The organism is Mucilaginibacter lappiensis (assembly GCF_900155965.1).
Classification (GTDB): Bacteria; Bacteroidota; Bacteroidia; order Sphingobacteriales; family Sphingobacteriaceae; genus Mucilaginibacter; species Mucilaginibacter lappiensis.
In genome coordinates this window covers 1-25,687 of record NZ_FTMG01000028.1, presented here as the reverse complement: position 1 = coordinate 25,687, position 25,687 = coordinate 1, and the positions used below count along the sequence as shown (strand labels likewise).

The window sequence follows — 25,687 nt, the reverse complement described above, 5'->3', positions numbered from 1 at the left end:
AGCATTATGAAAAAGATATATAATAAAAATTTAAACATTATAGCTGTTTGTATGCTGGTTTTAACCGCTACCCTCAGCGCATGTAAGCATTACCTTGATGTTAACCCGCAAGGTAAAATAACACAGGATGATATTGCCAAAGACCCAAATGCCGCTAAAGCGCTGGTAACGGGTATTTACAATGTGTTTTATATAGGCGGTTTTGATCCGGATATTGACAGCTTTCAGTTTGTGATCATGACCGATATAGCCTCTGATGATGCCGATAAAGGAAGCTCGCCCGATGATTATGGCGATGCCAAACAAATTGATAACCTGCAAACATCCGCCACAAATGGCGTGGTTAATAACGTTTGGACAGGTCATTACCAGGGTGTAGCGCGCGCCAACCAGGCTTTGGATAAATTGCAGAACGCGCAGTTTGATGCAGCCACCAAAAATGCACTGATCGGCGAAGCCAAATTTTTAAGGGCCTATTTCTATTTTAACCTGGTGCGTTTGTATGGCGGTGTACCCCTGTTGGATAAAGTTCCCCTCGCCAGTGAAGCCAACCAGGATAAATACCAAACCCGCGCCACTGCCGATGCTATTTACGCGTTTATTATAAGCGATCTGGATTTTGCTGCTGCCAACCTGCCTGATAAGGGCGCGACAGATGTAGGCAGGGCCACTAAAAGCGCGGCCCAATCATTAGAAGCCAAGGTATACCTGTATATGAAAAACTACCAAAAGGCCTATGACCTGTCAAAAGCAGTTATGGATGGCGGCAAGTATTCTCTGGTAAAGGATTACTCATTGATATGGCGCCAGAGGGCGATAAATGGCGATGGCGGTAACAACAATTCAGAATCGATATTTGAGATCCAGGCTGGCATCAACAAAGATTGCTCTGCCGGTATTAACCTGTATAGCGTATCACAAGGTCCGCGAGCCGGTGGCAAATTTGGCTGGGCCGATCTGGGCTTTGGCTTCAATAACCCATCAGCAAGTTTATTAGCCGAGTACGAAGCTAACGACGTACGTAAAGCGGCCACTGTCATTAGCATAAACGCTCATGGCACCGTGTTATGGGATGGATTCCGCATACCAAGTCAGGATTCTGTTCAAAACAGCACCTATAGCTATAAAGCCTATCATAGCCGTACGGCCGAAGACAATTGCGGCGGCAATACCGACCGTTTGCCAAAACAAGTGCGCATTTTACGGTACGCTGATATACTACTAATCAATGCTGAAGCAGCTTTCCAATTAGGCAGAACCGGCGAAGCCTCCACCGATCTTACCCTGGTACGTACCAGGGCCGGGTTACCATCAACCGGCGCTTCGTTATTAACTATATGGCATGAGCGCCGCATGGAGCTGGCCGAAGAGCATGACCGTTTCTTTGACATTGTACGTCAGGATGCGGTAATGCCAGGTCGTGCTGCTGCTGCATTTGCCGCGCACGGGAAAACCTGGGCCGCCAAATACGCGTTGTTCCCTATTCCGCAAACACAAATTGACCTGAGCGGCGGCAGATTAAAACAAAACACAGGGTATTAATTAGTTGATTGGTTTATTTATAGGCTGCCTGTTATTTGGCAGGCAGCCTTTTTAACCCATCCTTCCGTCTTTGCAAAAAGAAACCCGCATATACTATCCACATGAAAAAAATACTGTTAACCCCCTTTTTATTATGCCTGGCCCTATACTGCCTGGCACAAAAACCTGCAACGGCCAACACCGATACCATTAAAGCCGTTGGCATTATCAAAAACCTGAGTGATAATGCCTTGCTGGATGTGGTACAGCGCCAAACATTTCGTTATTTCTGGGATTTTGGTCACCCGGTAAGCGGCCTGGCCCGTGAACGCAGCAATACCTCTTTTGATTATGGCAACGAGGTAGTAACCACCGGCGGATCGGGCTTCGGTATCATGTCAATCATCGTGGCTGATAGCCGTAAATGGATAAGCCATGAGCAGGCTGTTGAGCGCATGGTTAAAATTGTTAACTTTTTATTTAAAGCCAACTCTTTCCACGGCGCGTTTCCGCATTGGATGAATGGCGAAACCGGCAAGATCATTCCTTTTGGCCGCAAGGATGACGGCGGCGATATTGTAGAATCGGCATATCTTTTCCAGGGTTTGCTTTGTGCCCGGCAATACTTTACCGCCAACACGCCGGCAGAACAACGCATACGCGATGTAATTGGCTGGATGTGGAGCGAAATGGAGTGGAACTGGTACACCCAAGATGGCCGAGACGCCCTGTACTGGCACTGGAGCCCAAACAACGGCTGGGCCATGAACTTCCCGATACATGGCTTTAATGAGTGCCTGATCACCTATGTACTGGCCGCCTCGGCAGAGCGTTATCCCGTAAGCGCCGATGTATACCACAGGGGTTGGGCGCAGAGTGATTTCTTTAAGAATGGCAGAACATTTTACGGCTTTAAGCTGCCTCTGGGCTTTGATTATGGCGGACCGCTTTTCTTTTCGCAATACTCCTTCCTGGGCTTAAACCCCAAGGGGCTAAAAGACCAGTACGCCGATTATTGGGAGCAAAACAAAAACCATACATTGATCAACCACGCCTATTGTGTAGATAATCCTAAGAAGTTTAAAGGTTACGGCGAAAACTGCTGGGGACTTACCGCCAGCGATAACTTTAAAGGCTACAACGCACACTCACCTACTAACGATTTGGGGGTGATCACACCTACTGCGGCACTGTCGGCGTTTCCATATACACCAGAATACTCGATGAAAGCCCTGCGCCATTTTTATTATGACCTGGGCGATAAGATCTGGGGCGAATATGGTTTTGTAGATGCCTTTAGCGAATCGCATAACTGGTACGCCAAATCATACCTGGCCATTGACCAGGGACCTATCATCGTGATGATCGAAAACTACCGTACAGGCTTGTTATGGAAATTGTTCATGAGCTGCCCTGAAGTACAAAAAGGTCTTACCAAACTAGGTTTTGAGAGCCCGACTATAGCTAAAAAGTAAAAAATACCTTTACGCTCGTTTGCAACGAGTGCTTATTGTGGAGAAGCGATTGCATCGCTCTTGCGTTTTAAACGCCAACCCATGTTAAGCACTCGTTACAAACCACAGGTGTTGGGAAGACGAAAGGATAACCTTAACTTTAGGGGTATATGCGAGTACCTGACTTGTTGAAGTTGATTCCGGAGGAACGTCTTTCTTTTTTGGTTGACCATCATAAAACCGACCACAAGGTAAAGAAGCTGCCAGCGTCTCTTCTTTTTAAATCATTGCTTTACAGTCAGTTCGAGGTAAAACAGAACAGTCTCTGAGAGTGATGGAGAATATTTTTAACTCTTATGCATTCAGCCATCTATCTGACAAACCGACAACGCAAAAGATACACTATAGTTCTATAAGTGAACGCCTAAGCCGCGCAGATGCAACCTTTTTCGAAGCTTTATACACGGATTGTCTCGAACGTTTTTCAGCACAATTACCTCCGAAAGGTCATAAGCGGCATCAATTATTGCGTTTTGATTCAACCCTGATATCGCTTTCTTCTAAGCTAATCAAGATCGGATTCCGTTCAGGAGGCAGTCAGGAACATGTAAAGCAGCTTAAATTCACCGTCGGTTTTTCAGAACTACCTGAATATGTGTCCTTTCATCACGAAGCTACGTTTAACAGCGAAAACGTGGCTTTGAAACAGGCTATTCTGAGCTGTCCTATATCGGATAAATGTATTGTTGTTGTCGATGCCGGCTTACAGTCAAGGGATGCTTATGACCAGCTTTTCGACCAGGATATCAGTTTCATTACCCGGGTCAATCCTAACCCGAGAAGTGTAGTTATCGAAGAAAATAGCTTACCCGAAGCCAATCCACAAGCTAACGGATTACAATTGATAGCAGACCGTAAGGTTTACTTATATAACAGGAACGGCAAAAAGACAAAGAATACTTATCGCTATATCGAGGCGCTCAAACCTGATAATACAACCCTTGCTTTCCTGAGTAATATCTTTGATCTTCAAGCTCATGAGATTGCTGGACTGTATAAAAAACGGTGGGATATCGAAGTGTTTTTCAAGTTCATTAAACAGGAACTTAACTTTTCTCATTTACTATCCAGAAGTATCAATGGTATCAAGTCTGTATTATATGTCAGGATGATATTATCGCTGTTGATCATAACTTATCAAAAGTTAAATCAGATCAAAAGCAGCAAGTCTGCCAAACAACAGTTTGCCCTGGAAATGGAGGCCGAACTCATGAAGTTTATTGTAAGACTTTACGGTGGAGACCCTGACAAACCGCCTCCGAACGGACATCATACCCCCTTCTGGTAACTCTTCCCAACACCTGTGGTTACAAACGAGCGCAAGTAGAAAAAGTAAAAAAAGTGGGTTTACATATAAACTCGCTTTTTTTGCATATTTTCATATAATTAATTGATTATAAACTATATAAATAAACATCAACCATAAATTGTGTAAACCATGTAAACCCACTTTTTAACGAACTGGCCGCCTGCTCAGCATAATAGTTCATCATTGATAAAAAGCAGTGGTTTTTACGTTCATTGTTACCGACACAAAAAAATATTAAAAAATGTAGATCAAAAGGCTTTAAATTTGTTTAACAACTATTGAATAAACAGATCTTAAACATAGCCCATGATCCACAAAAAATTTATTATAGGAATGCTAAGTTTACTCTTAGCATTTTCTTTTTCGGCCCGTTCACAAAATTTATCATCTTTTGATCGCGGTAGCTTTGCTGTAAAAGGCGATACTTTACCTTACCGTTTACTGTTCCCTAAGCACTTTGACCCCAGCAAAAAATATCCGCTACTATTTGTGCTGCACGGTGCAGGCGAGCGCGGCAACAATAATGAGTCGCAGTTAAAATATGGCCCATCACGCCTGTTGCAGGATAGTGTGCGGGAAAAATATGAAGCCATTGTGGTGTTCCCGCAGTGCCCGGCAAACAGCTACTGGTCAAACGTGCAGCAGGAAACCGATCCGGCTACCCAAAAGCGCAAATTCGTATTCCAGGTAAATGAGCCGCCTACTACAGCCATGCGTTTGCTGATGGGCTTGGTCGACCAGTTTTTAGATAAACCTTTTGTGGATAAACACCATGTTTACGTAGGCGGCCTGAGTATGGGCGGCATGGGTACATTTGAAATTATTGGTCGCGAGCCCAAGATATTTGCCGCAGCTTTTGCTATTTGTGGCGGCGATAACAGCTTGAACGCCAAAAAATACGCCAAAAAAGTACCCTTGTGGATCTTCCATGGCAGTAAGGACAGTGTTGTTCCGGCTGATCATTCCGAAGTGATGGTAGCGGCAATTAAAGAGGCTGGCGGCGATCCTAAATTTACCCTTTACCCTGGCGTTGACCATAACAGCTGGGATTATGCCTTTAAAGAACCGGAGCTGTTTAGCTGGTTGTTTTCGCATAGTAAATAAATACCAATATTATTATTTGTCATGCTGAACGGAGTGAAGCATCTATTATACGCTATGCAAATCCGCAAATAGATCCTTCGCTGCGCTCAGGATGACAAATAGAAAGTTTACTCGTTCTCGGGCTTTGGCGGGGTTTTCACATTAAACCGGGGCTTAAACCCAAGCTTAGGAGCAGGTACTTCTGCAGGTGGTGAAGTATTCGCTTTATCTTCCGGTGTCGCTTCATTTTCCGCAGGTTTGGGTTTTACCATACCGGGGTTAAAGCGTGGCTTAAATCCAAGTTTGGGAGCGGGTGTATCGGTCTCTGACGATGGCTCTTCTTTCTCCTCTGATTTTTCTCCCGGCGCAGGTTCATTTTCCGCAGGCCTGGGCTTCATCATGGCAGCGTTAAACCGTGGCTTAAATGCTGGTTTTGTCGGAGCTTGTTCAGCATTTGGAGTCGTATTTTCTTCTTTTGCTTCCTGTCTTTCCTGCGATTCTGCAAGCTCTTCAGCTGGTTTCGGCTTCATCATAGCAGCATTGAAACGAGGCTTAAATGCGGGTTTCGGAGCGGCGGTTGCTGGCGTACTATTTTCTTCTTTTGCTTCGGACTTTTCCTGTGATTCTGCAATATCCTCAACAGGCTTGGGTTTTACCATGCCGGGATTAAAGCGGGGCTTAAACGCCGGTTTGGCCGGAGCTTCTGCTGCAGGTGTAGTTTCCTCTGGTTTGGCTTCCTGCTTTTCTTCGGCAGGTTTAGCAACTCCGCCAGCCCTGAACTTGGGCGCGAAACCCAACTTAGGTGATGGCGCGATAGATTCTGTGAGGCTTTCGGTAATGGTTTGTTCGGCCAGTGGGTTCTCTATCCTTACTTTTTCCGTTTTTATTTCGGGTGCGGCAGGGAACTGTCGCCTGAGTTTATTGAACCAATATTTTTTGGTATGGTCGAAACTTTTTTCGCCCATTTGTTCAAAGTGAGTTTTAAATTCAGAAAACAGCGAAGCCTCAGCCGCTTGCAAAGCAACCAGGTCGATCTTTTTCTTCTTAAAAAACTCTTCGAATAACATAGGGTTAGATTTGGGATGTGAGATGTGAGATTTGAGACACCTTATGTTTCTCCATCTCATATCTCACATCTAATATCTCATATCTAATATCTCATATCTATTTTAAAGATCCACATTCACATCCAATTGATTAAAGTGGATGCCTTTGTCGGTTTGTTTCCAGTCTTCACGCTCCTCATCGGTCGCGTTCATCAGTTTCGGGAACCACTCCAGTGGAAAAGCCTGTTGCTTGCCATCTGGTTTTTCGACAAAAAGCAAGCCATTAGCAAAAGTTACTTTTACCTTTTTTTCTTCCTTACGTGAACTGAATAGTGGCATTTTTAATTCAAAAGTTAAAATTCAAAAGTCAAAAACTACGTCCTACAAAGTTCGCGATTGCTTCATCGTATCTCCTCGCAATGACATGAGTTATGTTTCACTTTTTAAATCCGAAATCGAACATCTCAATTCCGAAATCAAAAATTACTCCGCCATATTATGGTAAACCGCCTGCACGTCGTCATCCTCTTCCAGGCGATCGATCAGTTTCATGATGTCGGTAACCTGCTCTTCGGTAACTTCGTGGAAAGATTGCGGTACGCGCTCCAACTTGGCCGATTTTACTTCGACACCTACTTCTTCCAGCGCTTTTTGCATTTTACCAAAATCTTCAAAAGCGGTATGGATCACGCCGATATCTTTTCCTTCTTCATCGGCCTCCACAAACAGATCTTCCAAACCGGCATCTATCAGTTCAAACTCCAGCTCTTCCAGGTCGCGGTCGCCCGGATCAAATGTAAAAACAGATTTGCGGGTAAAAATGAAATCCAACGATCCGGTTTTACCCAATGAACCACCATATTTGGTAAAATAGCTGCGTACGTTAGCTACGGTACGGTTGGTATTATCGGTAGCGGTTTCAACCAATACGGCAACACCATACGGCGCGTATCCTTCGTATACTAATTCTTCGTAATCCTTTTCATCGCGACTGGTAGCCCTTTTTATAGCGGCTTCCACCCGGTCTTTAGGCATATTTACCGCTTTGGAGTTTTGCACAGCGGTTCTTAAACGCGAGTTGGTGTTGATATCGCCGCCGCCCGCTTTTACAGCCATCACAATCTCTTTGCCTAAACGTGTAAACTGCACGGCCATTTTGGCCCAGCGTTTAAATTTTCTCTCTTTGCGGAATTCAAATGCTCTTCCCATAATTCATTTTTTGTCCATGGTCCATGGTCTATAGTCCATGGATCAAGCGAATATAATATTTGTTTTATATAAGTTTCAAACCCTTAGCCTTTTGCTTTACGCTTTCAGCCTTCGGCTTTATATAACGGTTTTTAAATTAGTTAGCATATCATTGGTCATGGTAGCCAGGTCATATTCCAACTTCCAGCCCCAGTCGCGTTGGGCGTACTCGTCGTCAATTGATTTTGGCCAGCTATCGGCAATGGCTTGTCGCGGGTCATTTTCGGCATAGCTTATTTCAAAATCCGGGATTTGCTTTTTGATCTCTTCGGCCAGTTGCGTCGGGGTAAAACTGATGCCCGCCAGGTTGTATGATGAGCGAATGGTCAGCTGTTCGGCGGGGGCATCCATTAAGGATATGGTGGCTCTGATGGCATCATCCATATACATCATGGGTAAAGCGGTATCTGCCGAAAGAAAACTGGTGTACTTGCCTGTTTTTAATGCTTCGTGAAATATATGCACGGCATAATCGGTAGTGCCGCCACCCGGATTAGCACGCCAGCCGATAAGACCCGGGTAACGGATACTGCGTACATCCAGTCCGTATTTGGTAAAATAATATTCGCACCAGCGTTCGCCGGCCAGTTTGCTGAAACCGTAAACGGTATTGGGGTCCATTACACAATATTGCGGTGTATGGAACTGTGGTGAATTTGGCCCGAATACCGCGATAGAGCTTGGCCAAAAAACTTTGGCGGTTTTAAACTCCACGGCAAAATCAAGTATATGGATGAGGCCGGTCATGTTTAAGTCCCAGGCCAATTTAGGTTTTTGTTCGCCTACGGCCGAGAGTATGGCTGCCAGCAGGTAAACCTGTGTGGGGCGGTGTTTCTCGAAAATGTGGTGCAGATTGTCCTTATCCAGCACATTCACCAGCTCGTACGGGCCGCTGTGGCGTATGGCATAACCCGGATCATTGATGTCGGATGCTATTACGCTTTCGGGGCCATGTATCTTTCTTAAAGCAACAACCAGTTCTGTCCCTATCTGGCCGTTGGCTCCTATCACTAAAATCTTTTCGCTCATGTATTTTTGAGTTTAGGCAAAGGTAAAAATTTGGGCGAAATGTGTTGAGGGTGTTGATGAAGTTTATTCGTGTGATGAATTGCAGGTTTAAATAGTTCGAGACCCGCTCTTGGCCGCGGGAGGGCCTTTACTTTGTAGCCACAAAGTAACCAAAGGGCTTTTAGCAGAAATGCTTCTCTGCGCTCATGGCCTTTACCCAGCAAACCGGGCAGAACCAGGGCTGCTAAACCTTACCCCCACTTAGTTCGCTCATTATCCCACGCTTCAGGTAAGGTTCGCTATGCCCCGCATCCGCACAAGCCACCATTGTTCTGCCCGCTTTCGCCCGAAGCTTATCTGCTGACGGGGAAAAGAAAATTCACCTAATACCATTATTATTTTTGTCATGCTGAACGGTTGAAGCATCTATTATATGACAAGCATATCGAAGAAGATCCTTCGTTCCTCAGGATGACAAATCTTTAAGCGATTGATGTAACTCCAAACCTAATGACTCATTCACGAAAACCAACTCGATAATTCACTAAATCACTAATTCAATAATTGCATAAACTACCAACCTGATAGATTAAGTTCAAAACCTCAAAAAAAAATCGCATATTTGGAGTTTAACAATTTAATAAATAACAATTAAACAACAATGAAAGTCGCAGTAGTAGGTGCTACAGGATTAGTAGGCACCAAAATGTTGCAGGTTCTTGCAGAACGCAACTTCCCCGTTACAGAATTAATTCCCGTAGCTTCAGAAAAAAGTATTGGTAAAGAAATTACTTTTAATGGTAAGCAGTATAAGGTGGTTTCTGTTGAGGATGCGATTAAGATGAAGCCGGACGTAGCTATTTTCTCGGCTGGCGGAAGCACTTCATTACTGCAGGCTCCTTTATTTGCAGCTGCTGGTACCACTGTTATTGACAATTCATCGGCCTGGCGCATGGATCCTACCAAGAAACTGGTGGTGCCCGAAGTAAATGCTGATGTATTGACCGCTGATGACAAGATCATCGCCAACCCCAATTGCTCCACCATACAAATGGTAGTGGCCTTAAAACCGCTGCACGATAAATATAAAATTAAAAGGGTAGTAGTTTCTACCTACCAATCGGTAACCGGTACCGGCGTAAAAGCTGTAGACCAGTTATTTAACGAGCGTAAAGGTATAGACGGACCAAAGGTTTATCCGTATACTATTGATTTGAACGTGATCCCTCAGATAGATGTTTTCACCGAGAACGGCTATACCAAAGAGGAAATGAAAATGATCTTGGAAACCAAAAAGATCATGGGCGATGATAGCATTAAAGTTACTGCTACCACCGTACGGATCCCGGTTATGGGTGGTCATTCAGAGTCGGTGAACATTGAGTTTTTCAATGATTTTGATCTGGCTGAATTACGTGAGCTGTTAGCCAAATCACCAGGTATTGTTGTAGTTGACGATCCTGCTAACCTGAAGTACCCAATGCCGCTTGATGCGCATGATAAAGATGAGGTTTTTGTAGGCCGTATCCGCCGCGACGAAACTCAGGACAATACCCTGAACTGCTGGATAGTATCAGACAACCTACGTAAGGGTGCTGCTACCAACGCCGTGCAAATTGCAGAGTATTTGGTTGCCGCTCATTTGATCGGTCAGCCGGTTGAAGCGTAGGCGGATAGTCATTCAAATAATATTTTGACAGGGATAATCAATTGATTATCCCTTTTTTTATTTAAACTTGTTCGCTATGAAAACCATTAAGCTGATAGTTGTTTTCTGCTGTTGTTTAGCTTCAGCTCATTTATTTGCGCAGAATAGTCCGCAGGCTATTGAGGGCGATCTGCTGCGGATACTCAAAAAAGTAAACTATTACGGCGCGCACAAAAAGGATTGGAAAGCGATGGATTCGCTGCTGAAGCAAAACAAAATCTTCGCCGTTAAGCTCAAATACTATACCTCCAAATATCCAGAAACCATTAGTCTGCTCTTTACCTCACTGGTTAAAGAACGCCTGGTTATTGCCACTTCTGCTGATGGTATATTCCGTACCTACTCCTGGAACACACAGCTTGGGGATAAAGGCTTTGATATTTATAATGTACTGCAATATAAAAACGCTGGGCAAACAGTTTCGCTGTTAAAGATGGATACCATTGGTAAAAAAGGATATGTATCGCTATGGTATCCCAAGATATACACTTTTACCACTGCCGGTAAAATCTACTACCTGGCTACTTATAATTCTGTTTATTCGGCTACCAAAGCCGGGCAGGGCCTAAAAATATTTACTATTGACAAAGGTAAGCTCATCAGTAATCCACCACTCATCAAAACGCCGACAGGGGTATACAGCCAGCTACACTATGATTTTGATGTGAGCTCCATTGCCGACTGGGAATCGTACCCGGCCATTTATTTTGACAAAGCCACCCAAACTATCCATACACCACTGGTTGACTATAATCATAAAATGACGAGAAAACTGATCACGTACAAATTTACCGGTCGTTTTTTTGAAAAGGTAAAATGATACTGAATTAAGACAAAGCAAAAAATCAATTTTATGGACCGATTTCTTGAAGTATTTAACAGCTTAGTAGAAAACAACCGCGCAGCTCTTGAAAAAAATCAGGTCAGTTCATTTGTTGGGTGGTGGTATAATTCCTGGGTTTTAAAGTTGCAGAAAAAGGGATGGTCGTTCCCGGCATTACACGAAAACCCTATTCATTCTGGTATATTTTTCTCCATTTGGTTAACAGAAAAAGATCTGGAAAAATCCATGTTCAATTACAATATCCATGCGCTAAAACTTCGGGAACTGGAGGGGTATACCATTAAAAGCCGAGAATTTGCGGACGACTTCCGTTCGGCATTTGCCACGGATCAACCTTCCTGGAAAAATGTATCCGTCAATTATGGCCCTCTTACATTGATGCAGGGATACATTCCCCTGGTTCAGGACAGTTTTGAAAAAGATGTAGACCATTTGGTGAAAAAATTCATCCCGCTCTGTCCTATTATCGACAAGCTGCTTGAAGCAAGAAAAAAGTGAAATGAACTCATCCCCGCTTTTTAAAACGTTAAAATGATAACTTAGCCAAATGATATCCTTTGCTCACCGTGTGTTTATGGAAGTGGCTGCCAACCTGAGTTTCAGCAAAGCGGCACAGGTGCTGTTTATATCACAACCTGCTATCAGCAAGCATGTAAAAGCGCTGGAAGATCAATATAAAGTACCCTTGTTTGAGCGCAAAGGCGACAGCATTTTGCTTACCGATGCGGGCAATAAGCTGAACGAATACCTGCAGCAGGCCACCGAAATTGAGCGAAAGATCGAATACGACCTTTCAGTGATCAATAACCTTTCGCAGGTGGCCGGGCATTTGCGCTTGGGAGCCAGTACTACCATCGCCTTGTATATTTTACCGTCTATACTTTCGGGTTTTCAGCGTGAATATACCAATGTAGATGTACAACTGGTAAACCGCAACTCAGAATATATCCTGAATGCCCTGCTTAATCACGAAGTAGATATTGGCATTATCGAGGTAGATAACAAGCTTACCACCGTATCCTACAAACCTTTTATGAGCGATGAAGTTATCCCGGTATGTTCGGCTAAAAGTCCGCTGGCGGGTAAATCATTAACCTTAAAGCAGTTTGTAAAAACGCCGCTGGCAGTGAGGGAACGCGGTTCGGGTACATTGAATGCGGTTTTAAAATCGTTGTCAGCTCTGCATATCAAGCCGGCAGATCTATCCGTAAAAATCCGCCTGGGTGGTACCGAGGCCCTGAAGAATTTTCTTCTGGCCGATCAATGCCTGGGCTTTATGCCGCGCCCATCTATTATCCGTCAACTCGCCGAGGGTGACTTGGTAGAGGTACCCATTGAAGGCCTCAAGATCACCCGCGATTTCTTCTTTATTCGCCGTAAGGGGACGGAGGATTATGGCTTAACCAGCAATTTTATCAATTTCGCGCTGGGCCATAAATAACCTCACCCCAGCCCTCTCCAAAGGAGAGGGAGCTATAAAGCAAACCTATCTGCAACGTTTGTAACGAGCCGAGGATAAAAAGTGGGTTTACATGGTTTACACTTTTTATGGTTAACATCGACTTATACTATTGATAATCAATGTTTTAATTTAAAATTTGATAAATTTATGTAAACCGACTTTTTTGCTCATTTAAGTATAATTCTACTTCTTTGGTGCAAGTCGTGCCCGAAAGGGGCTGTCACCCTGAGCTCCGTCGAAAGGTGAAGCGCAGAGGCCAACTTCCCATGCTTCGATAGAAATCAGCATGAAACCTTATTTCAGGCGGCTTCCGATCCATAGAGTGTCTTTTGAATTATAATACTTATCCCCTAACTTTAGGTGAACCAAACGCAATAAATCATGAAGCCACTTATCCCGATAAAGTATGTGCTCCCATTAGGATTATTCCTATTGGCATTAAGTATGATAGTTAAATCCTTATATCCATCTGAGCCCGATGCCGTCGACGGTCTTTTAAAAGGCTTTAGTATTGGTATACTCGTTTTATACCTTATCCAAAGTTTAAAGCTGCGTAAAGAAACAATAACAGATAAATCCTGTTGAACATGTAGTGGGGTTATTATGCCGAGTTTGTCAACCGGGCACGCTGTGAAGTCTGCTCGATAATTATTCAGGACAAATTCAGTACAATAACCTAACTGGGGGTAGAATCATTCGTGGTTCTGCCCTTTTTTATTACCCAAATTTGTCATCTCGAACGTAGTGAGAGATCTTTTGCGCTTAGCTTATCGCACGTAAAAGATCTCTCTTCGTACCTCATCGAGATGACATTTTTAGTTATTAGCTTCCTATCTTTACCCCATGCCTGTAAAAAAAGCGTTGATCATTGGTGCCGGTATCGCTGGTATTGCCACAGCTATCCGTTTGGCAGTAAAAGGTTACCGGGTTGATGTTTTTGAGGGCAACAGTCACCCTGGTGGTAAACTATCCGAATTTGAGCAGGAGGATTTCAGGTTTGATGCGGGCCCCAGCCTTTTCACTATGCCGCAATACGTAGATGAGTTATTTATCCTTGCCGGTAAAAACCCCGCCGACTTTTTCAATTATCAACAACTGGATGTGGTTTGCAGGTATTTTTATGAGGATGGCACCATCCTGAGCGCTTATGCCGATGAGGAACAATTTGCGGCGGAAGTAAATCAACAAACCGGCGAGGCGGTCAGCTCTGTCAAAGAATATCTTAAAAACAGCGCCAACATCTATAGCATTACCAATCACGTTTTTTTGGAGCGATCATTACACCGACTAAAAACTTATTTACATTGGGACACCCTGCGTTCTGTTTTCAGGTTTCCGCAGATAGATGCTTCCCGTACCATGCACAAGGCAAACCAACTCTTTTTTAAAGACAAGCGCCTTACGCAGCTTTATGACCGGTATGCTACTTATAACGGATCAAATCCATATACCGCACCGGCTACTCTTAATGTGATCCCTCATCTGGAACAACATTATGGCGCCTACTTTCCGGAGGGTGGTATGTACAACATCGTGAGCAGCCTGGTAAAACTGGCAGAATCGTTGGGTGTAGTATTTCATTATAACTCACCCGTTGAGGAGATAGTTCTGGAAAAGCAAAGCGCAAAAGCCGTCAAAGTAAAAGGCGAGCTAATATCTGCGGATGTCATCGTATCCAACATGGACGTCTGGTTTACTTATCATAAGCTGTTAAAGCAGCATCCACATCTATTCCCTAAAAAGATATTGAGGCAGGAACGCAGTAGCTCAGCTCTGATATTTTACTGGGGCATCAACAAACAATTCGCGCAGCTGAACTTGCATAACATTTTCTTCAGCAACGATTATCAAGCCGAGTTTGATCATATCTGGCAACAAAAAAATATTTACCGTGATCCAACCGTATACCTCAATATCAGCTCCAAATACAAACCCGACGATGCCCCGAAAGGCTGCGAAAACTGGTTCGCGATGATCAATGTGCCTTCCAATACCGGGCAGGATTGGGGCAGTCTTATAACCATAGCCCGCCAAAATATATTAAGCAAATTGAGCCGCATCCTGGGCGAGGATATCAGCGGTTTGATCCTATCCGAGAGCATCCTTGATCCACGCGGTATTGAAAACAAAACCTCATCATACCAGGGATCGTTATACGGCACCAGCTCCAACAGCCAGTTCGCAGCATTTTTACGACATGCCAACCGGTCGTCGTCCATTAAAAACCTGTATTTTTGTGGCGGCAGTGTGCATCCGGGCGGCGGCATTCCGCTCTGCCTGCTTTCGGCCAAAATTGTGAGTGATTGGATTGCCTGATTTTGTCACGTTATTCGCTAAATTCGCCCATCCAATCTATATTGATAAATTATAATAACCTATGAAACTTCAGCTTTTTGACAAACAGGTTTATACCAACAGAAGAAATGTATTAAAGCAAAATATCGGGCAGGATGGTATTATCCTGCTATTGGGCAACGAGGATAGCAGCATGAACTATAAGGACAATTGCTACCCTTTTCGTCAGGACAGCACCTTTCTTTACTACTTTGGTCTTGATGTGCAAAGCCTGGCCGCCATCATTGATACCGATACCGGCGAAGAAGTAATTTTTGGCAACGAATTAACTATTGACGATATCATCTGGACAGGCACCCTGCCTACCGTACATGAAATGGCAGAGCTGGTTGGGGTTACCCAAACCAAACCGTCTGACCAGGTACTTCACTATGTACACAAGGCTTTGATAGCCGGCAGAAAGGTTCATATTTTACCGCCTTACCGACCCGAAAACCGCATGAAACTGGGCACCTGGTTTAACGTAAGTTTAGAGGATGTACAGGATCATGTATCGGTTAAGTTGATTAAAGCGGTGATAGCCCAACGGGTGATCAAAACACCACTGGAGATACAGGAGATGGAAAAAGCGGTTTCTATTAGTGTGGATATGCAGCTGGCGGTTATAAAAGCTACCCGTCCCGGCATTAAGGAATATGAGCTAGTTGCTATAGCCAATGAAGTAGTAGCAGCATCCAACGGTCGCCTGGGGTATCCTGCTATTATTACCACGCACGGCCAAACGCTTCATACCCATTATTATGGCAATACTTTGCAGGATGGTAATATGGTATTAAGCGATATTGGTGCCGAAAACGACATGCACTATGGCGGCGATCTTACCCGTACTTTCCCGGTTGGCCGCAGCTTTACCAACAAGCAAAAGGAATTATACGAGGTGGTGCTTAACTCTATGGACCATGCCATCAGTCTGCTTAAACCGGGTACACGTTATAAAGACATTCACCTGGCGGCTTGCCAAAAACTGGTTGAAGGACTAAAACAGGTTAACCTGATGAAAGGCGACGCGGCCGAAGCCGTTGCTGCCGGCGCACATACTATGTTTTTTCAGTGCGGCCTGGGCCATATGCTGGGTATGGATACCCATGATATGGAAGATCTGGGCGAGCCGTATGTAGGCTATACCGATACGCTGAAAAAAGAAACGGTATTCGGATTGAAATCCCTGCGCCTGGGACGCGAACTGGAAACCGGTTATGTGCTTACTGTAGAACCGGGCATCTACATCATCCCTGAATTGATTGACCGCTGGAAGGCCGAAAACAAATATGCCGACTTCATCAATTACGATGTGCTGAACACCTACCGCGATTTCGGCGGCATCCGTATTGAAGACAATTTTTTAATTACCGATACCGGCAGCCATTTACTGGGTAAGTATTTACCGAAGACTTTGAAGGAAATTGAAGAGTTGAGGGGATAAAGCCCCCTCTAAATCTCCCCCGGAAGGGGAGACTTTTTGAAATATTTTAAAGCCCTCCCTTCCGGGGAGGGTTTGGGTGGGGCTGTTATTTAGTTTTCCCTTACCATTTTCTCCAAAGCATCTATCCATATTGGGGAATCGTTCAAACTTTCTACCAGCTGAACTTTTTCACCGCCGAGGGCTTTAAACTCATCACCGTATTCGGTAGTTACTTCATAAACGGTTTCCAGGCAGTCGGCCACAAATGCAGGGCAAAATACCAGCAAGCTTTTCTTACCTTCTTTGGCCAGTTTGGCTACGATCTCGCTAGTATATGGCTGTACCCAAGGATCGTTACCCAGGCGCGATTGAAAGCAAATGGTATATTTATCTTTAGGAATGTTCAGCTTTTCGGCTATCAGCTGTGCGGTATGGTGCGACTGTGCCGAATAACAATTTTTGTTGGCATCGGTGAGCGTTTGGCAGCAATCGCTCGATTTTAAACAATGTTGCTGGGTATGATCGGCTTTAACCAGTTGCCTTTGCGGCAAACCATGAAAACTGAACAGGATGTGGTCATAGGTCTCTGGGTTGTATTTCTGAGCATTATCGGCAAAAGTGGCTATCATACCCTCGTTATCATGAAAAGAGTTTACGAAGGAAATATTAGGCTTGGTAGGCCATTGTAATAACAGTTCCATCACCTTATCATAAACAGATCCCGTACTGGCCGAAGCATATTGCGGAAACAACGCGATAACCTGTATATCATCCACCAAAGCGGCTTTAAGTCTATTCAGCGCCGATTCGATAGAGGGATTTTGATAACGCATGGCCAGTTCTACAATGTAATCATCGCCCAGGCGCTGTTGCAGCGCTTTTTGCTGCAGCAGGCTATAATGCATCAATGGCGAACCGGTTTCTTTGTCCCAAATGGCCTGGTATAATTTAGCCGATTTTGGCGCCCTGAAGGGAGCTATCAATCCACGTACTAACAAGGTGCGCGATATAGGGTTGATATCAATTACCCTTGGATCCATCAAAAACTCATTCAGATAGGTACGTACATCGGCCGTTGAAGGGCTATTGGGTGTACCTAAATTCACTAATAAAACTGCTTTTTTACCCATAACTATTTCAGCCGCAAAAATATAAAATTATATCCCCCTAGCCCCCTAAAGCGGGAACAATTTACAAATTAATGATTGGTAGGGTGTTGTTTTAAGTTTGTCATCCTGAGGAACGAAGGATCTTCTTCTACATGCTTGTTGTACAATAGATGCTTCATTCCGTTCAGCATGACACACTATTTTTTAGGCTCTGGCAACGCCCTCCACAATTTCCACCAGGGTATCCCCGGCGAATCATGGTGCTCATAATGATAACCGAAAAAATAACAGCTCAAAAAGGCCAGCACGTGATTACGGGATTGGCTCCTGGCAAAATAGGGATTATCGTGCTCACCTTTATGAGGCCGATATGTACCAAAATAAAATAACTGCAGCGTGCTTAACAGCGATGGCACTACCCAAAATAGGATCAGGTTTGGCTGCGGTATCCACAACTTTAAAATATTGAACAAAACAGCCATCACCACAATTTGCCATACGGACAGATAATTGCGGATAAACCTTACATACCAGCTCCAAAAGTTGCCTTGATGATAATCTGGATCATCGGAGGTATGCACATGGCTATGGTGCAGGTGATGTTTGGTGTATAGTTTAGGATACCAGAACGAGGCATATAAAAAAGTACAAATGTATCCGGTAAGATTATTTAGTGTTCGGTTTGGTGACACCGTGCCGTGCATGGCATCATGCGCCGTTATGAACAAACCCGTATAAAGGTGCATTTGAACCAGTACCAATAAATAAACTAAGGGATTGGCAAAGCTGAAATGCCAGCGCATCAATAAAACAATACTGACCATCCAACTGCCCATAACCAGCATGGCAATAAATAGACCTGTATTTGAGGGGCTTTTTGGCATGATGATCATACAACAGCAAAAAGTGTGCTGTTAAAATTGTTCAAGCGCGGCTTTTACGTCCTGCATCAGCCACATAGGGGTTGATGTTGCCCCGGCTATGCCAATAGTATCGTTTGGCGAAAACGTAGCTTTATCCAGCTCGCTTGCTGATGATATAAAGAAAGTATTGGGGTTATGCTTACGGCATACTTCAAACAACACCTTCCCGTTTGATGATTTGCGGCCGGATACAAAAACGATCTTATCAAATTGGCGCACAAATTTGGGCAGATCCTTATCCCGGTTGGATACCTGGCGACAGATAGTGTCGTTAGCTTTAAGGTTGTATCCGCGGGATATCAGTTCGTCCTTTATACCATAAAACTTTTCCATGCTTTTGGTAGTCTGGGTATACAAGGTGATATTTTGCGGAAGTTCTACATTATCCAGCTCGGCAATATCCTGGAAAACAAGGGCCTCATTATTGGTTTGTCCTTCCAGACCAATAACCTCGGCATGACCGTGTTTGCCAAATATCAATATCTTCTCGTTAGCATCGTACGATGTTTTGATGCGGTTTTGCAGTTTTAAAACCACCGGGCAGGAAGCATCTATCAGGGTAATATTATTTTCTAAAGCGGTACGGTAAGTATCAGGAGCTTCGCCATGCGCGCGGATCAGCACTTTTTCGTTACGCAGGTTTGCCAGTTCGGCATGTTCAATAATGCGCAAACCCAGCGCTTTCAGCCGTTCTACTTCTTCGTCGTTATGCACAATATCGCCCAGGCAATACAGATAGCCATCTTCGGCCAGTATTTCTTCGGCCATATCAATAGCATAAACCACCCCGAAGCAAAAGCCCGAGTCCTGATCAATAGTAACCTTTAACTGATACTCTCCCATGGTGTTGCAAATTTACAGCAAAAATAACCGTTGATGGTAATGATTATGTGATTTCGTTGATTTTTGTTAAAACGATATCAGGTCTTTAGCACAAGACTTGCGCAAGTGATAAAATAATATCGAATAAAGAATTTCGAATGCCCAACACCGAACCTTTCTACTTCATTATTCGATATTGAATATTTTGTGTTCGATATTACCCTCTTTAAATTAGCTCCCCCTTTAGGGGGCTGGGGGCCTCAATTCAGTAATTCCAATGCCATAAAAAACACAAACTGGGTGATGAGCAGCACGGGCGCTACTATACTTTGCGGCTTAAACTTAAACTGGTCAAAAATAAAGAGCAGCACTGCACTTAACCCAAACCAACAAACATAATTTTTTATGGGGATGTGGTTATTTGTCCAATGCCAGTAATCAAAATGAATGGCTATGGGTTCTATTAATACATCCAGCAGTAGCATGATAGCAGCACCGGCCAATATCCGGACAATACTGTTTTTAATACGGCTCCTTTGCAGCAATACCCCGGTGGAGTAGATGAGCAAAAACCAGTTTACACCAATCATTAGCGGTATCCGGAACAATTGGATGCCCAGTGTTTCCCCATAAGCATAGTTGCCAAACAGCCAGCCGGTATGCACACCTATCAGTTCCGCCGTAAAGCCAATAATAAATACAAGCAAAACAAAAAGAAAAAAACGGCTTTCTAATTGGTTATGATTATACATAATCACCACCGTCATCAGCAGTAAATGCCAGGGTACCAGTTTTAAAAATAACACATCGGTTGCTGGTAACGAGCACCCGATTAAACCAACTACATGAAATAATATAATGATGATAATGGACACGCGCTGTGAGCGTGTAGCGATCATATTTAAAGGATTTTTCAAATCCTGCGCCCTTTCCATACGGTGGTTTTGGTGAGATGTTTCTGTATGGATAAACCTGCGATGATCAGCATATTAAACATTTGCACGGGGTGCATGATGATGTTACTTACCGGACTCTGGTCTGATAACAGCGAGATCATAATACGGCTAAGCGCAATTAGTCCCAGCATAAAAAACAGTAAGGGCAAATTCAACGTCATGATCACGATCATCGGTCCGCCGATGATAAGTACAATATAAATTAAAAAACCGATGATGCTGTAATTAAAAGCAGCCAGGAAATTTTTACTAAAGCCGTTTATGGCCTCGTTATAGCTTTTGTACATACGGCAACTGATCATGCCATTAGCCAGCAGGGCTTCACCGTTATAAGCGTTGGCTTTAATCAAGCGCATGATCTCTACATCTTCTACTACCTTATTTTTTACGGCCTTGTGCCATTGATGTTGGTGGTAAATAGCGGCATCAAACAACATGAACTGCCCGCTTGCTGCCGCTACCGAGGCATTTTTCACCAGGTATATTAAGCGTACGGGCAATAAGTTTAACAATATAAAGTGCATAAGCGGTACAACGGCTCTTTCGCCGGGAGTTTCCATTTGCTGATTGGTGAACAGGCTTAGTAAACCCAATTGATGCAGGTGCATCCGGTGCACCGCGCTGTTGATCAAGCCTTTTTTTATCTCTTCATCGGCATCCAGGAAGAGTAAATATTTACCATCGGCCTGCTGAGCCAGCTGATGGCAGGCGTGGTTTTTGCCTATCCAGCCTTCGGGTAGTTTATCGCCTTTGATCACCCGGAAACGCGGGTGACTTTCTGCAAAAGCCGAACAAACGACATAAGTATCATCGGTTGATTCATCATCCAGTATGATCACCTCATAATTTTGATATTCCTGCTGATGGATTGATTGTAACAACACAAGGATATTATCAGCCTCATTACGGGCCGGGATGAGGATGGACACCCTATCCTGATAGGCCTTGCCTACCCGGTGCAGCTTAGGATTGGATATAAAATTAAACAGGGTTACTGTAAAACGCAGAATAATAAAAAAGAGGGTTATTGATATGGCAATGATCACTTTTTATAAAATTATTTCGGTTTCACTTTGTTTTGATGAATCATAATGCTGCTGATAAGCTTTCGCAAGCTCATCTATATTTTGATAAGCCGAATTTCCATCGATGCTTTTTAAGTAAACGGTAGCCGTTGGCTTTTTATGTTTTAAATACTGAATAAATGTTGCCGAAAACACAAGTCTGAAATTTTCCTGCGCCTGCTCTATTATTCGCCAGATACCTTTTTCAAAATGCACCTGATCAACAAAATTGGAATAAAGCTTTCCCTGCGGAAATATCAGTACCAGGTTTTGCGGATCCTCCAACAGCTTTGCGGCATAGTTTATTGATTGCAGCACATCCCTGGAATTTTTATTAACTGAAAAAGCACCCATATGCTTAAAAAAAGATACCCGGCGAACTGTATTTTCTATCACCATAACATGGAATTTTTTACCGAACAGTTTGTGATTTAGGTAATACATTAAAAATCCGTCCCACCAGCTAAAATGATTGGCCAGCAGCAAAACTGCTTTGTCATCAGTTACAGCTATTTCATCAAACTTAACCTCATGAAAATTGCTCCCGACTATCCTCAGGATATAATGATGAAAAAACCAATGTATCAACCTGTTTTTTTTCGGATAAACCATTGTTATAGTATCAAGTAGCTAGTATCAAGTATCAAGACTGTAGCAACAGTAAAAATGTAAAGATAGCTCATATACAATTGTCAAAATTATCTTATCAAAAATCTTGATACTTGATACTAGCTACTTGATACCATCAGTGCTCCATATTAGCCTGCTTTTTTAAGGCCTGCTGATGAAAATTATTGATACGTTGTTTCAGTTCCTCAAAGGACACCTCGCCGGTAACACCACAATCAAAATGATGCATATAGGCCCGCGGTTTCAGGCCCTCAAAATAATCAATCAGGGTGCATTGATAAACTATTTGGCAGGGGCCTTTAATCTGTTTAATCAACCGTTCAATGCCATTTTCAACATGGATATACGTTTCATGGTTAGAGTAAAGCGCTCCCTGTGGAAATATGGTGACCAGGTTTTCCGGATTATTTAACAACCCAGCCGAATACGTGAGCGATTCCAGCATTTCGCGCGATCCTTTTTTCATGGAAAAAGCCCCCAGGTATTTGAAATACCAATGCTTTAAAAAATGATCATGCTGCATCATAATATAAAGGCGTCGCTTTAAGTTATTGAATGCGGCATAATTGGCAAAAAAACCATCCCACCAACTAAAGTGATTGGTAAGCAATAGGATGGAATGCCCGGCGCGCGGCTCAAATGGCTGTATGTTGATCTCCTTAAAATTACGGCCCATCCACCAGCGCATAAAGCGGTAAAACATTCGGCTTAAAGTATCATTCTGGCGCGATGGCAACATAATTTATTGTACTAAATATTCATCTAATGCTTTAATAACCAACCAGTGGCCCAGGGCCAGTTCGTGCACCTCGGCATTATCCAGCTTTTCAATAAAAGGCATCGCTGCCGATTTGGGGAACAGTTTATCGTCCTTACCAAATATAAGCTGGCAATTTATCTTGTACTGATTGATCTGAATGGCCACCTTTTCCACATCAGGTTTCAGTAAACGGATCAAATTTAAGGTATAATATGTATCCAGCCGTTTTTGTTCGGTATCAATTTCATTATAAGCTATCTGATACAGGTTATGATCAATGAGGCCAGTCCGTTTTACCGTTTTCAGTACAAAGGGGGCCAACCATTTACTTTTGGTCACCCTACGGAATAGGAATTTACCCAAGGGGTTGTGCAACAAAAAATGAAAGCCTTTATATACCGACAGTCCATCCGGGGCCATTAATATCACATCATCAATTAAATGAGCGTATTCTTCCAGCAGTATCAGGGCCAGATTGGCACCAATGGAATAACCCATCACCGAAAATCGTTGTTCGCCATACATTTTGAACCATTCCTGCATATAAACACGCACCATATCCTTAGGCATCCCGGCGGTGATTTGTTCTTCTGTCCAGCCTTCCAGCTTGCTGCCCCCATGAAAAAAATGATCGAAGCCGTAAATATGGTATTTAGGAAGTATAGAACGTTCAAGCACCTGGAATTGCTTCCCCGTCATGCCATAGCCATGAAAAGCCAGCATTGGTTTCTGGCCGGTACCATATTCATGAAAATGTGCTTTACCCAATCCGGGCAGATATAAAAACCCCATAATTTTTTGATGTGCAGATATGCGGATGTGCAAATGTGCAGATTTCAAATGTGCAAATTTTGTTAATTCGTAAATTCTGTTAATTCCGGTTCAGACAAAAAACATCTGCACATCTATAATCTGCACATCTGCATATCTATATGGCTCATAATCATTTTTGTTGCACCGGTATGTTCCTGCACGTAGTTGTATATCTTTTTACTGGTTGTGCTGTAAAATGCCTCGTCGGTGATCAAGGTATCTACAATACCTTTTAATTGTGTTTCATCACTGATACTAAACCCTGCTTTCAGCGCTATTAACTCGCGGGCCTCATTGAATTTCAAATACTTGGGACCAAAAATTACGGGCAAACCAAAGGCCGCGGCTTCGAGCGTGTTATGGATACCGGCGCCAAATCCACCACCAATGTAAGCGATATCGCCATAGGCATACAAAGATGACAGCATACCGATGTTATCTATTACAAGAGATGTGAGATGTGAGATGTGAGATATGAGATTCGACCCATCTTTTGAATTTTGAATTTTGAATTTTGAATTTTCTACCCATTCAGAATATTTTACCGCCGAGCCCTTCGGTAATAAATTGATCAGGTGGTTTACCCTGTCCTCCTCAATCTCATGCGGGGCAAAAATAAATTTCCAATCTGGGTACAAGGCTGGCAAGGTGGCCAGTAGCTTTTCATCTTCGGGCCAGGTGCTGCCTGCAATAAAAAGCTTTTGTCCGTTCTTAAATTCGCTTATACCTGCTATTTCCTTCGGGTTTTGTGCATTAGCCCATACCCGGTCAAAACGGGTATCGCCGCTTACGGTTACGTTGGTAATTCCGAGGTTGTTAAGCAATTGTTTGGAACTTTCATCCTGTAAAAAAAAGTGCATAACAAAGCTTAACATTTTACGATGCAAACCGCCGTACCATTTAAAAAATACTTGTCCGGGCCTGAATATACCGGAGACAATATACAGTGGGACGCTTTGCTTATGCAACTCATTAAAATAATGATACCAGTATTCGTATTTGGTAAAAATGGCCATATCCGGCTTTATGGTATCAATAAAATCACGGGCATTATTTTTAGTATCCAACGGCAGATAGTAAACCGCATCAGCAAGCGGCGTATTTTTCCTGATCTCATAACCCGAAGGTGAAAAAAAAGTAACCACGATGCTTTTGCCGGGATACTGCCCACGCATAGCTTCTAGTATTGGGCGGCCTTGTTCAAATTCGCCAAGGGATGCAAAATGAAACCATATACTACTATCAAAATGAGCCAGCTTTTGTTGCCGGCGCCCGTTTATCCATAGGCCTGCTTTGGTGTCAAAAAACGAAGCGAGCCATACAATAAAGTAATATAATTTGATCCCAATGTTATATAAAAACATCAATTTAAGTATGAATGATTATCTTAGCCGGGCATAAAAGTAATAACAATAATTACAATATGAGGTGAGTAGTTGATTGGGTGAATAGTTGATTAAGTTATAATAGTTCATAACTGTTTCCATTTAACCATTCACCTACTCACCCAATCAACTACTCACCCGTGATAACGGAATAAATATGTCAAATCGTAAACGGATATTAATAACCGGAGCTGCCGGCTTTCTGGGCTCGCACCTGTGCGACAGATTTATTAAAGAAGACTACCATGTAATTGGTATGGATAACCTGATCACCGGCGACCTGCGTAACATTGAGCATTTGTTTAAACTGGAGAATTTTGAGTTTTACAACCATGATGTATCCAAGTTTGTGCATGTTCCCGGCGAACTGCATTACATACTGCACTTTGCTTCGCCCGCAAGCCCGATTGATTATTTAAAGATTCCGATCCAAACCCTAAAAGTGGGTTCGCTGGGTACGCATAACCTGCTGGGATTGGCCCGTGCCAAAGGCTCCCGCATGCTGATCGCCTCCACCTCAGAAGTTTATGGCGATCCAAATGTAAACCCTCAGCCAGAAGAATATTGGGGCAATGTAAACCCGGTAGGGCCACGGGGCGTTTATGACGAAGCTAAACGTTTCCAGGAAGCCATTACCATGGCTTATCATACCTTTCACGGACTGGAAACCCGTATTGTACGGATATTCAACACTTATGGCCCGCGTATGCGGCTAAATGACGGGC

The 25,687-nt window shown here is 43.4% G+C and carries 26 protein-coding genes; 13 read left to right on the top strand and 13 right to left on the bottom strand.

Going from position 1 to position 25,687, the window contains the following annotated elements; genetic code table 11:
* Positions 1-6 precede the first annotated feature (6 nt).
* The 5 genes from BW976_RS28420 (at position 7) to BW976_RS28405 (ending at position 5,448) form a co-directional block, all read left to right on the top strand.
* Entirely contained in the window at positions 7-1,542 is a 1,536-nt protein-coding gene (locus tag BW976_RS28420; RefSeq protein ID WP_076379008.1) for a RagB/SusD family nutrient uptake outer membrane protein, read from the top strand.
* Positions 1,543-1,643: 101 nt separating this feature from the next.
* Complete coding sequence (locus tag BW976_RS28415) at positions 1,644-2,996, top strand: glucoamylase family protein (protein ID WP_076379006.1); 1,353 nt, start codon at positions 1,644-1,646, stop codon at positions 2,994-2,996.
* Positions 2,997-3,145: 149 nt separating this feature from the next.
* The gene (locus BW976_RS30125) at positions 3,146-3,304 is read left to right on the top strand and encodes a DUF4372 domain-containing protein (RefSeq protein WP_139332460.1); all 159 of its coding nucleotides are present in this window, start codon (positions 3,146-3,148) and stop codon (positions 3,302-3,304) included.
* 5 nt (positions 3,305-3,309) lie between these two features.
* Positions 3,310-4,323 (top strand): IS4 family transposase, encoded by a 1,014-nt coding sequence (locus BW976_RS28410; protein ID WP_139332459.1) that lies wholly within the window; start codon positions 3,310-3,312, stop codon positions 4,321-4,323.
* Positions 4,324-4,650: 327 nt separating this feature from the next.
* A complete protein-coding gene (locus BW976_RS28405; RefSeq protein WP_076379004.1) occupies positions 4,651-5,448 on the top strand; it encodes a carboxylesterase family protein in 798 nt (265 codons plus the stop codon).
* 107 nt (positions 5,449-5,555) lie between these two features.
* Here the strand turns inward: BW976_RS28405 and BW976_RS28400 are convergent, their stop codons facing one another.
* The 4 genes from BW976_RS28400 to BW976_RS28385 form a co-directional block, all read right to left on the bottom strand.
* Complete coding sequence (locus tag BW976_RS28400) at positions 5,556-6,494, bottom strand: hypothetical protein (RefSeq protein ID WP_076379002.1); 939 nt, start codon at positions 6,492-6,494, stop codon at positions 5,556-5,558.
* Between the two features lie 102 nt (positions 6,495-6,596).
* Positions 6,597-6,812: a DUF2442 domain-containing protein gene (locus BW976_RS28395; protein WP_084192388.1), complete on the bottom strand. Its 216-nt coding sequence runs from the start codon at positions 6,810-6,812 to the stop codon at positions 6,597-6,599.
* Between the two features lie 144 nt (positions 6,813-6,956).
* Positions 6,957-7,682: a YebC/PmpR family DNA-binding transcriptional regulator gene (locus BW976_RS28390; RefSeq protein WP_076379000.1), complete on the bottom strand. Its 726-nt coding sequence runs from the start codon at positions 7,680-7,682 to the stop codon at positions 6,957-6,959.
* 117 nt (positions 7,683-7,799) lie between these two features.
* A complete protein-coding gene (locus BW976_RS28385) occupies positions 7,800-8,750 on the bottom strand; it encodes an NAD-dependent epimerase/dehydratase family protein (protein ID WP_076378998.1) in 951 nt (316 codons plus the stop codon).
* Between the two features lie 640 nt (positions 8,751-9,390).
* Between BW976_RS28385 and BW976_RS28380 the strand changes: the two genes are divergently transcribed.
* From BW976_RS28380 to BW976_RS28350, 7 genes are all read left to right on the top strand, one after another.
* Entirely contained in the window at positions 9,391-10,398 is a 1,008-nt protein-coding gene (locus BW976_RS28380; protein WP_076378996.1) for an aspartate-semialdehyde dehydrogenase, read from the top strand.
* 76 nt (positions 10,399-10,474) lie between these two features.
* A complete protein-coding gene (locus BW976_RS28375) occupies positions 10,475-11,257 on the top strand; it encodes a hypothetical protein (RefSeq protein ID WP_076378994.1) in 783 nt (260 codons plus the stop codon).
* Between the two features lie 33 nt (positions 11,258-11,290).
* Entirely contained in the window at positions 11,291-11,779 is a 489-nt protein-coding gene (locus tag BW976_RS28370) for a hypothetical protein (protein WP_076378992.1), read from the top strand.
* 49 nt (positions 11,780-11,828) lie between these two features.
* Complete coding sequence (locus BW976_RS28365) at positions 11,829-12,722, top strand: LysR substrate-binding domain-containing protein (RefSeq protein WP_076378990.1); 894 nt, start codon at positions 11,829-11,831, stop codon at positions 12,720-12,722.
* A 402-nt stretch (positions 12,723-13,124) separates the two neighbouring features.
* The gene (locus BW976_RS28360; protein WP_076378988.1) at positions 13,125-13,328 is read left to right on the top strand and encodes a hypothetical protein; all 204 of its coding nucleotides are present in this window, start codon (positions 13,125-13,127) and stop codon (positions 13,326-13,328) included.
* A gap of 258 nt (positions 13,329-13,586) precedes the next feature.
* Positions 13,587-15,059: a 1-hydroxycarotenoid 3,4-desaturase CrtD gene (crtD, locus tag BW976_RS28355; protein ID WP_076378986.1), complete on the top strand. Its 1,473-nt coding sequence runs from the start codon at positions 13,587-13,589 to the stop codon at positions 15,057-15,059.
* Positions 15,060-15,120: 61 nt separating this feature from the next.
* Positions 15,121-16,521 carry an aminopeptidase P family protein gene (locus BW976_RS28350; RefSeq protein ID WP_076378984.1) on the top strand — a complete coding sequence of 467 codons (1,401 nt, stop codon included), beginning with the start codon at positions 15,121-15,123 and terminating at the stop codon, positions 16,519-16,521.
* 89 nt (positions 16,522-16,610) lie between these two features.
* Here BW976_RS28350 and hemH read toward each other — a convergent pair whose 3' ends face one another.
* The 9 genes from hemH to BW976_RS28305 form a co-directional block, all read right to left on the bottom strand.
* Positions 16,611-17,630, bottom strand: a complete 1,020-nt coding sequence (hemH, locus tag BW976_RS28345) for a ferrochelatase (RefSeq protein WP_076378982.1) — start codon at positions 17,628-17,630, stop codon at positions 16,611-16,613.
* Positions 17,631-17,806: 176 nt separating this feature from the next.
* On the bottom strand, positions 17,807-18,493 hold the full coding sequence (locus BW976_RS28340) for a fatty acid desaturase (protein ID WP_076379026.1): 687 nt from the start codon (positions 18,491-18,493) through the stop codon (positions 17,807-17,809).
* A gap of 30 nt (positions 18,494-18,523) precedes the next feature.
* Positions 18,524-19,375, bottom strand: a complete 852-nt coding sequence (locus BW976_RS28335) for a 4-hydroxy-3-methylbut-2-enyl diphosphate reductase (RefSeq protein ID WP_076378980.1) — start codon at positions 19,373-19,375, stop codon at positions 18,524-18,526.
* Positions 19,376-19,614: 239 nt separating this feature from the next.
* A complete protein-coding gene (locus tag BW976_RS28330) occupies positions 19,615-20,289 on the bottom strand; it encodes a carotenoid biosynthesis protein (RefSeq protein ID WP_084192387.1) in 675 nt (224 codons plus the stop codon).
* Positions 20,268-21,356, bottom strand: coding sequence for a glycosyltransferase family 2 protein (locus tag BW976_RS28325; RefSeq protein ID WP_076378978.1), 1,089 nt, complete (start codon positions 21,354-21,356; stop codon positions 20,268-20,270). Before BW976_RS28325 ends, BW976_RS28330 begins: the two co-directional genes overlap by 22 nt.
* Positions 21,357-21,359: 3 nt before the next feature.
* Complete coding sequence (locus BW976_RS28320; protein WP_076378976.1) at positions 21,360-21,986, bottom strand: lysophospholipid acyltransferase family protein; 627 nt, start codon at positions 21,984-21,986, stop codon at positions 21,360-21,362.
* Positions 21,987-22,119: 133 nt separating this feature from the next.
* Positions 22,120-22,743 carry a 1-acyl-sn-glycerol-3-phosphate acyltransferase gene (locus tag BW976_RS28315; protein ID WP_076378974.1) on the bottom strand — a complete coding sequence of 208 codons (624 nt, stop codon included), beginning with the start codon at positions 22,741-22,743 and terminating at the stop codon, positions 22,120-22,122.
* Positions 22,744-22,746: 3 nt separating this feature from the next.
* Entirely contained in the window at positions 22,747-23,604 is an 858-nt protein-coding gene (locus BW976_RS28310; protein WP_139332458.1) for an alpha/beta fold hydrolase, read from the bottom strand.
* Positions 23,605-23,669: 65 nt separating this feature from the next.
* Positions 23,670-24,941: a 3-deoxy-D-manno-octulosonic acid transferase gene (locus BW976_RS28305; protein WP_076378970.1), complete on the bottom strand. Its 1,272-nt coding sequence runs from the start codon at positions 24,939-24,941 to the stop codon at positions 23,670-23,672.
* 178 nt (positions 24,942-25,119) lie between these two features.
* Here BW976_RS28305 and BW976_RS28300 point away from each other — a divergent pair.
* Positions 25,120-25,687, top strand: a 568-nt coding sequence (locus BW976_RS28300; protein WP_139332456.1) for a GDP-mannose 4,6-dehydratase, incomplete at its 3' end; no start/stop codon positions are given.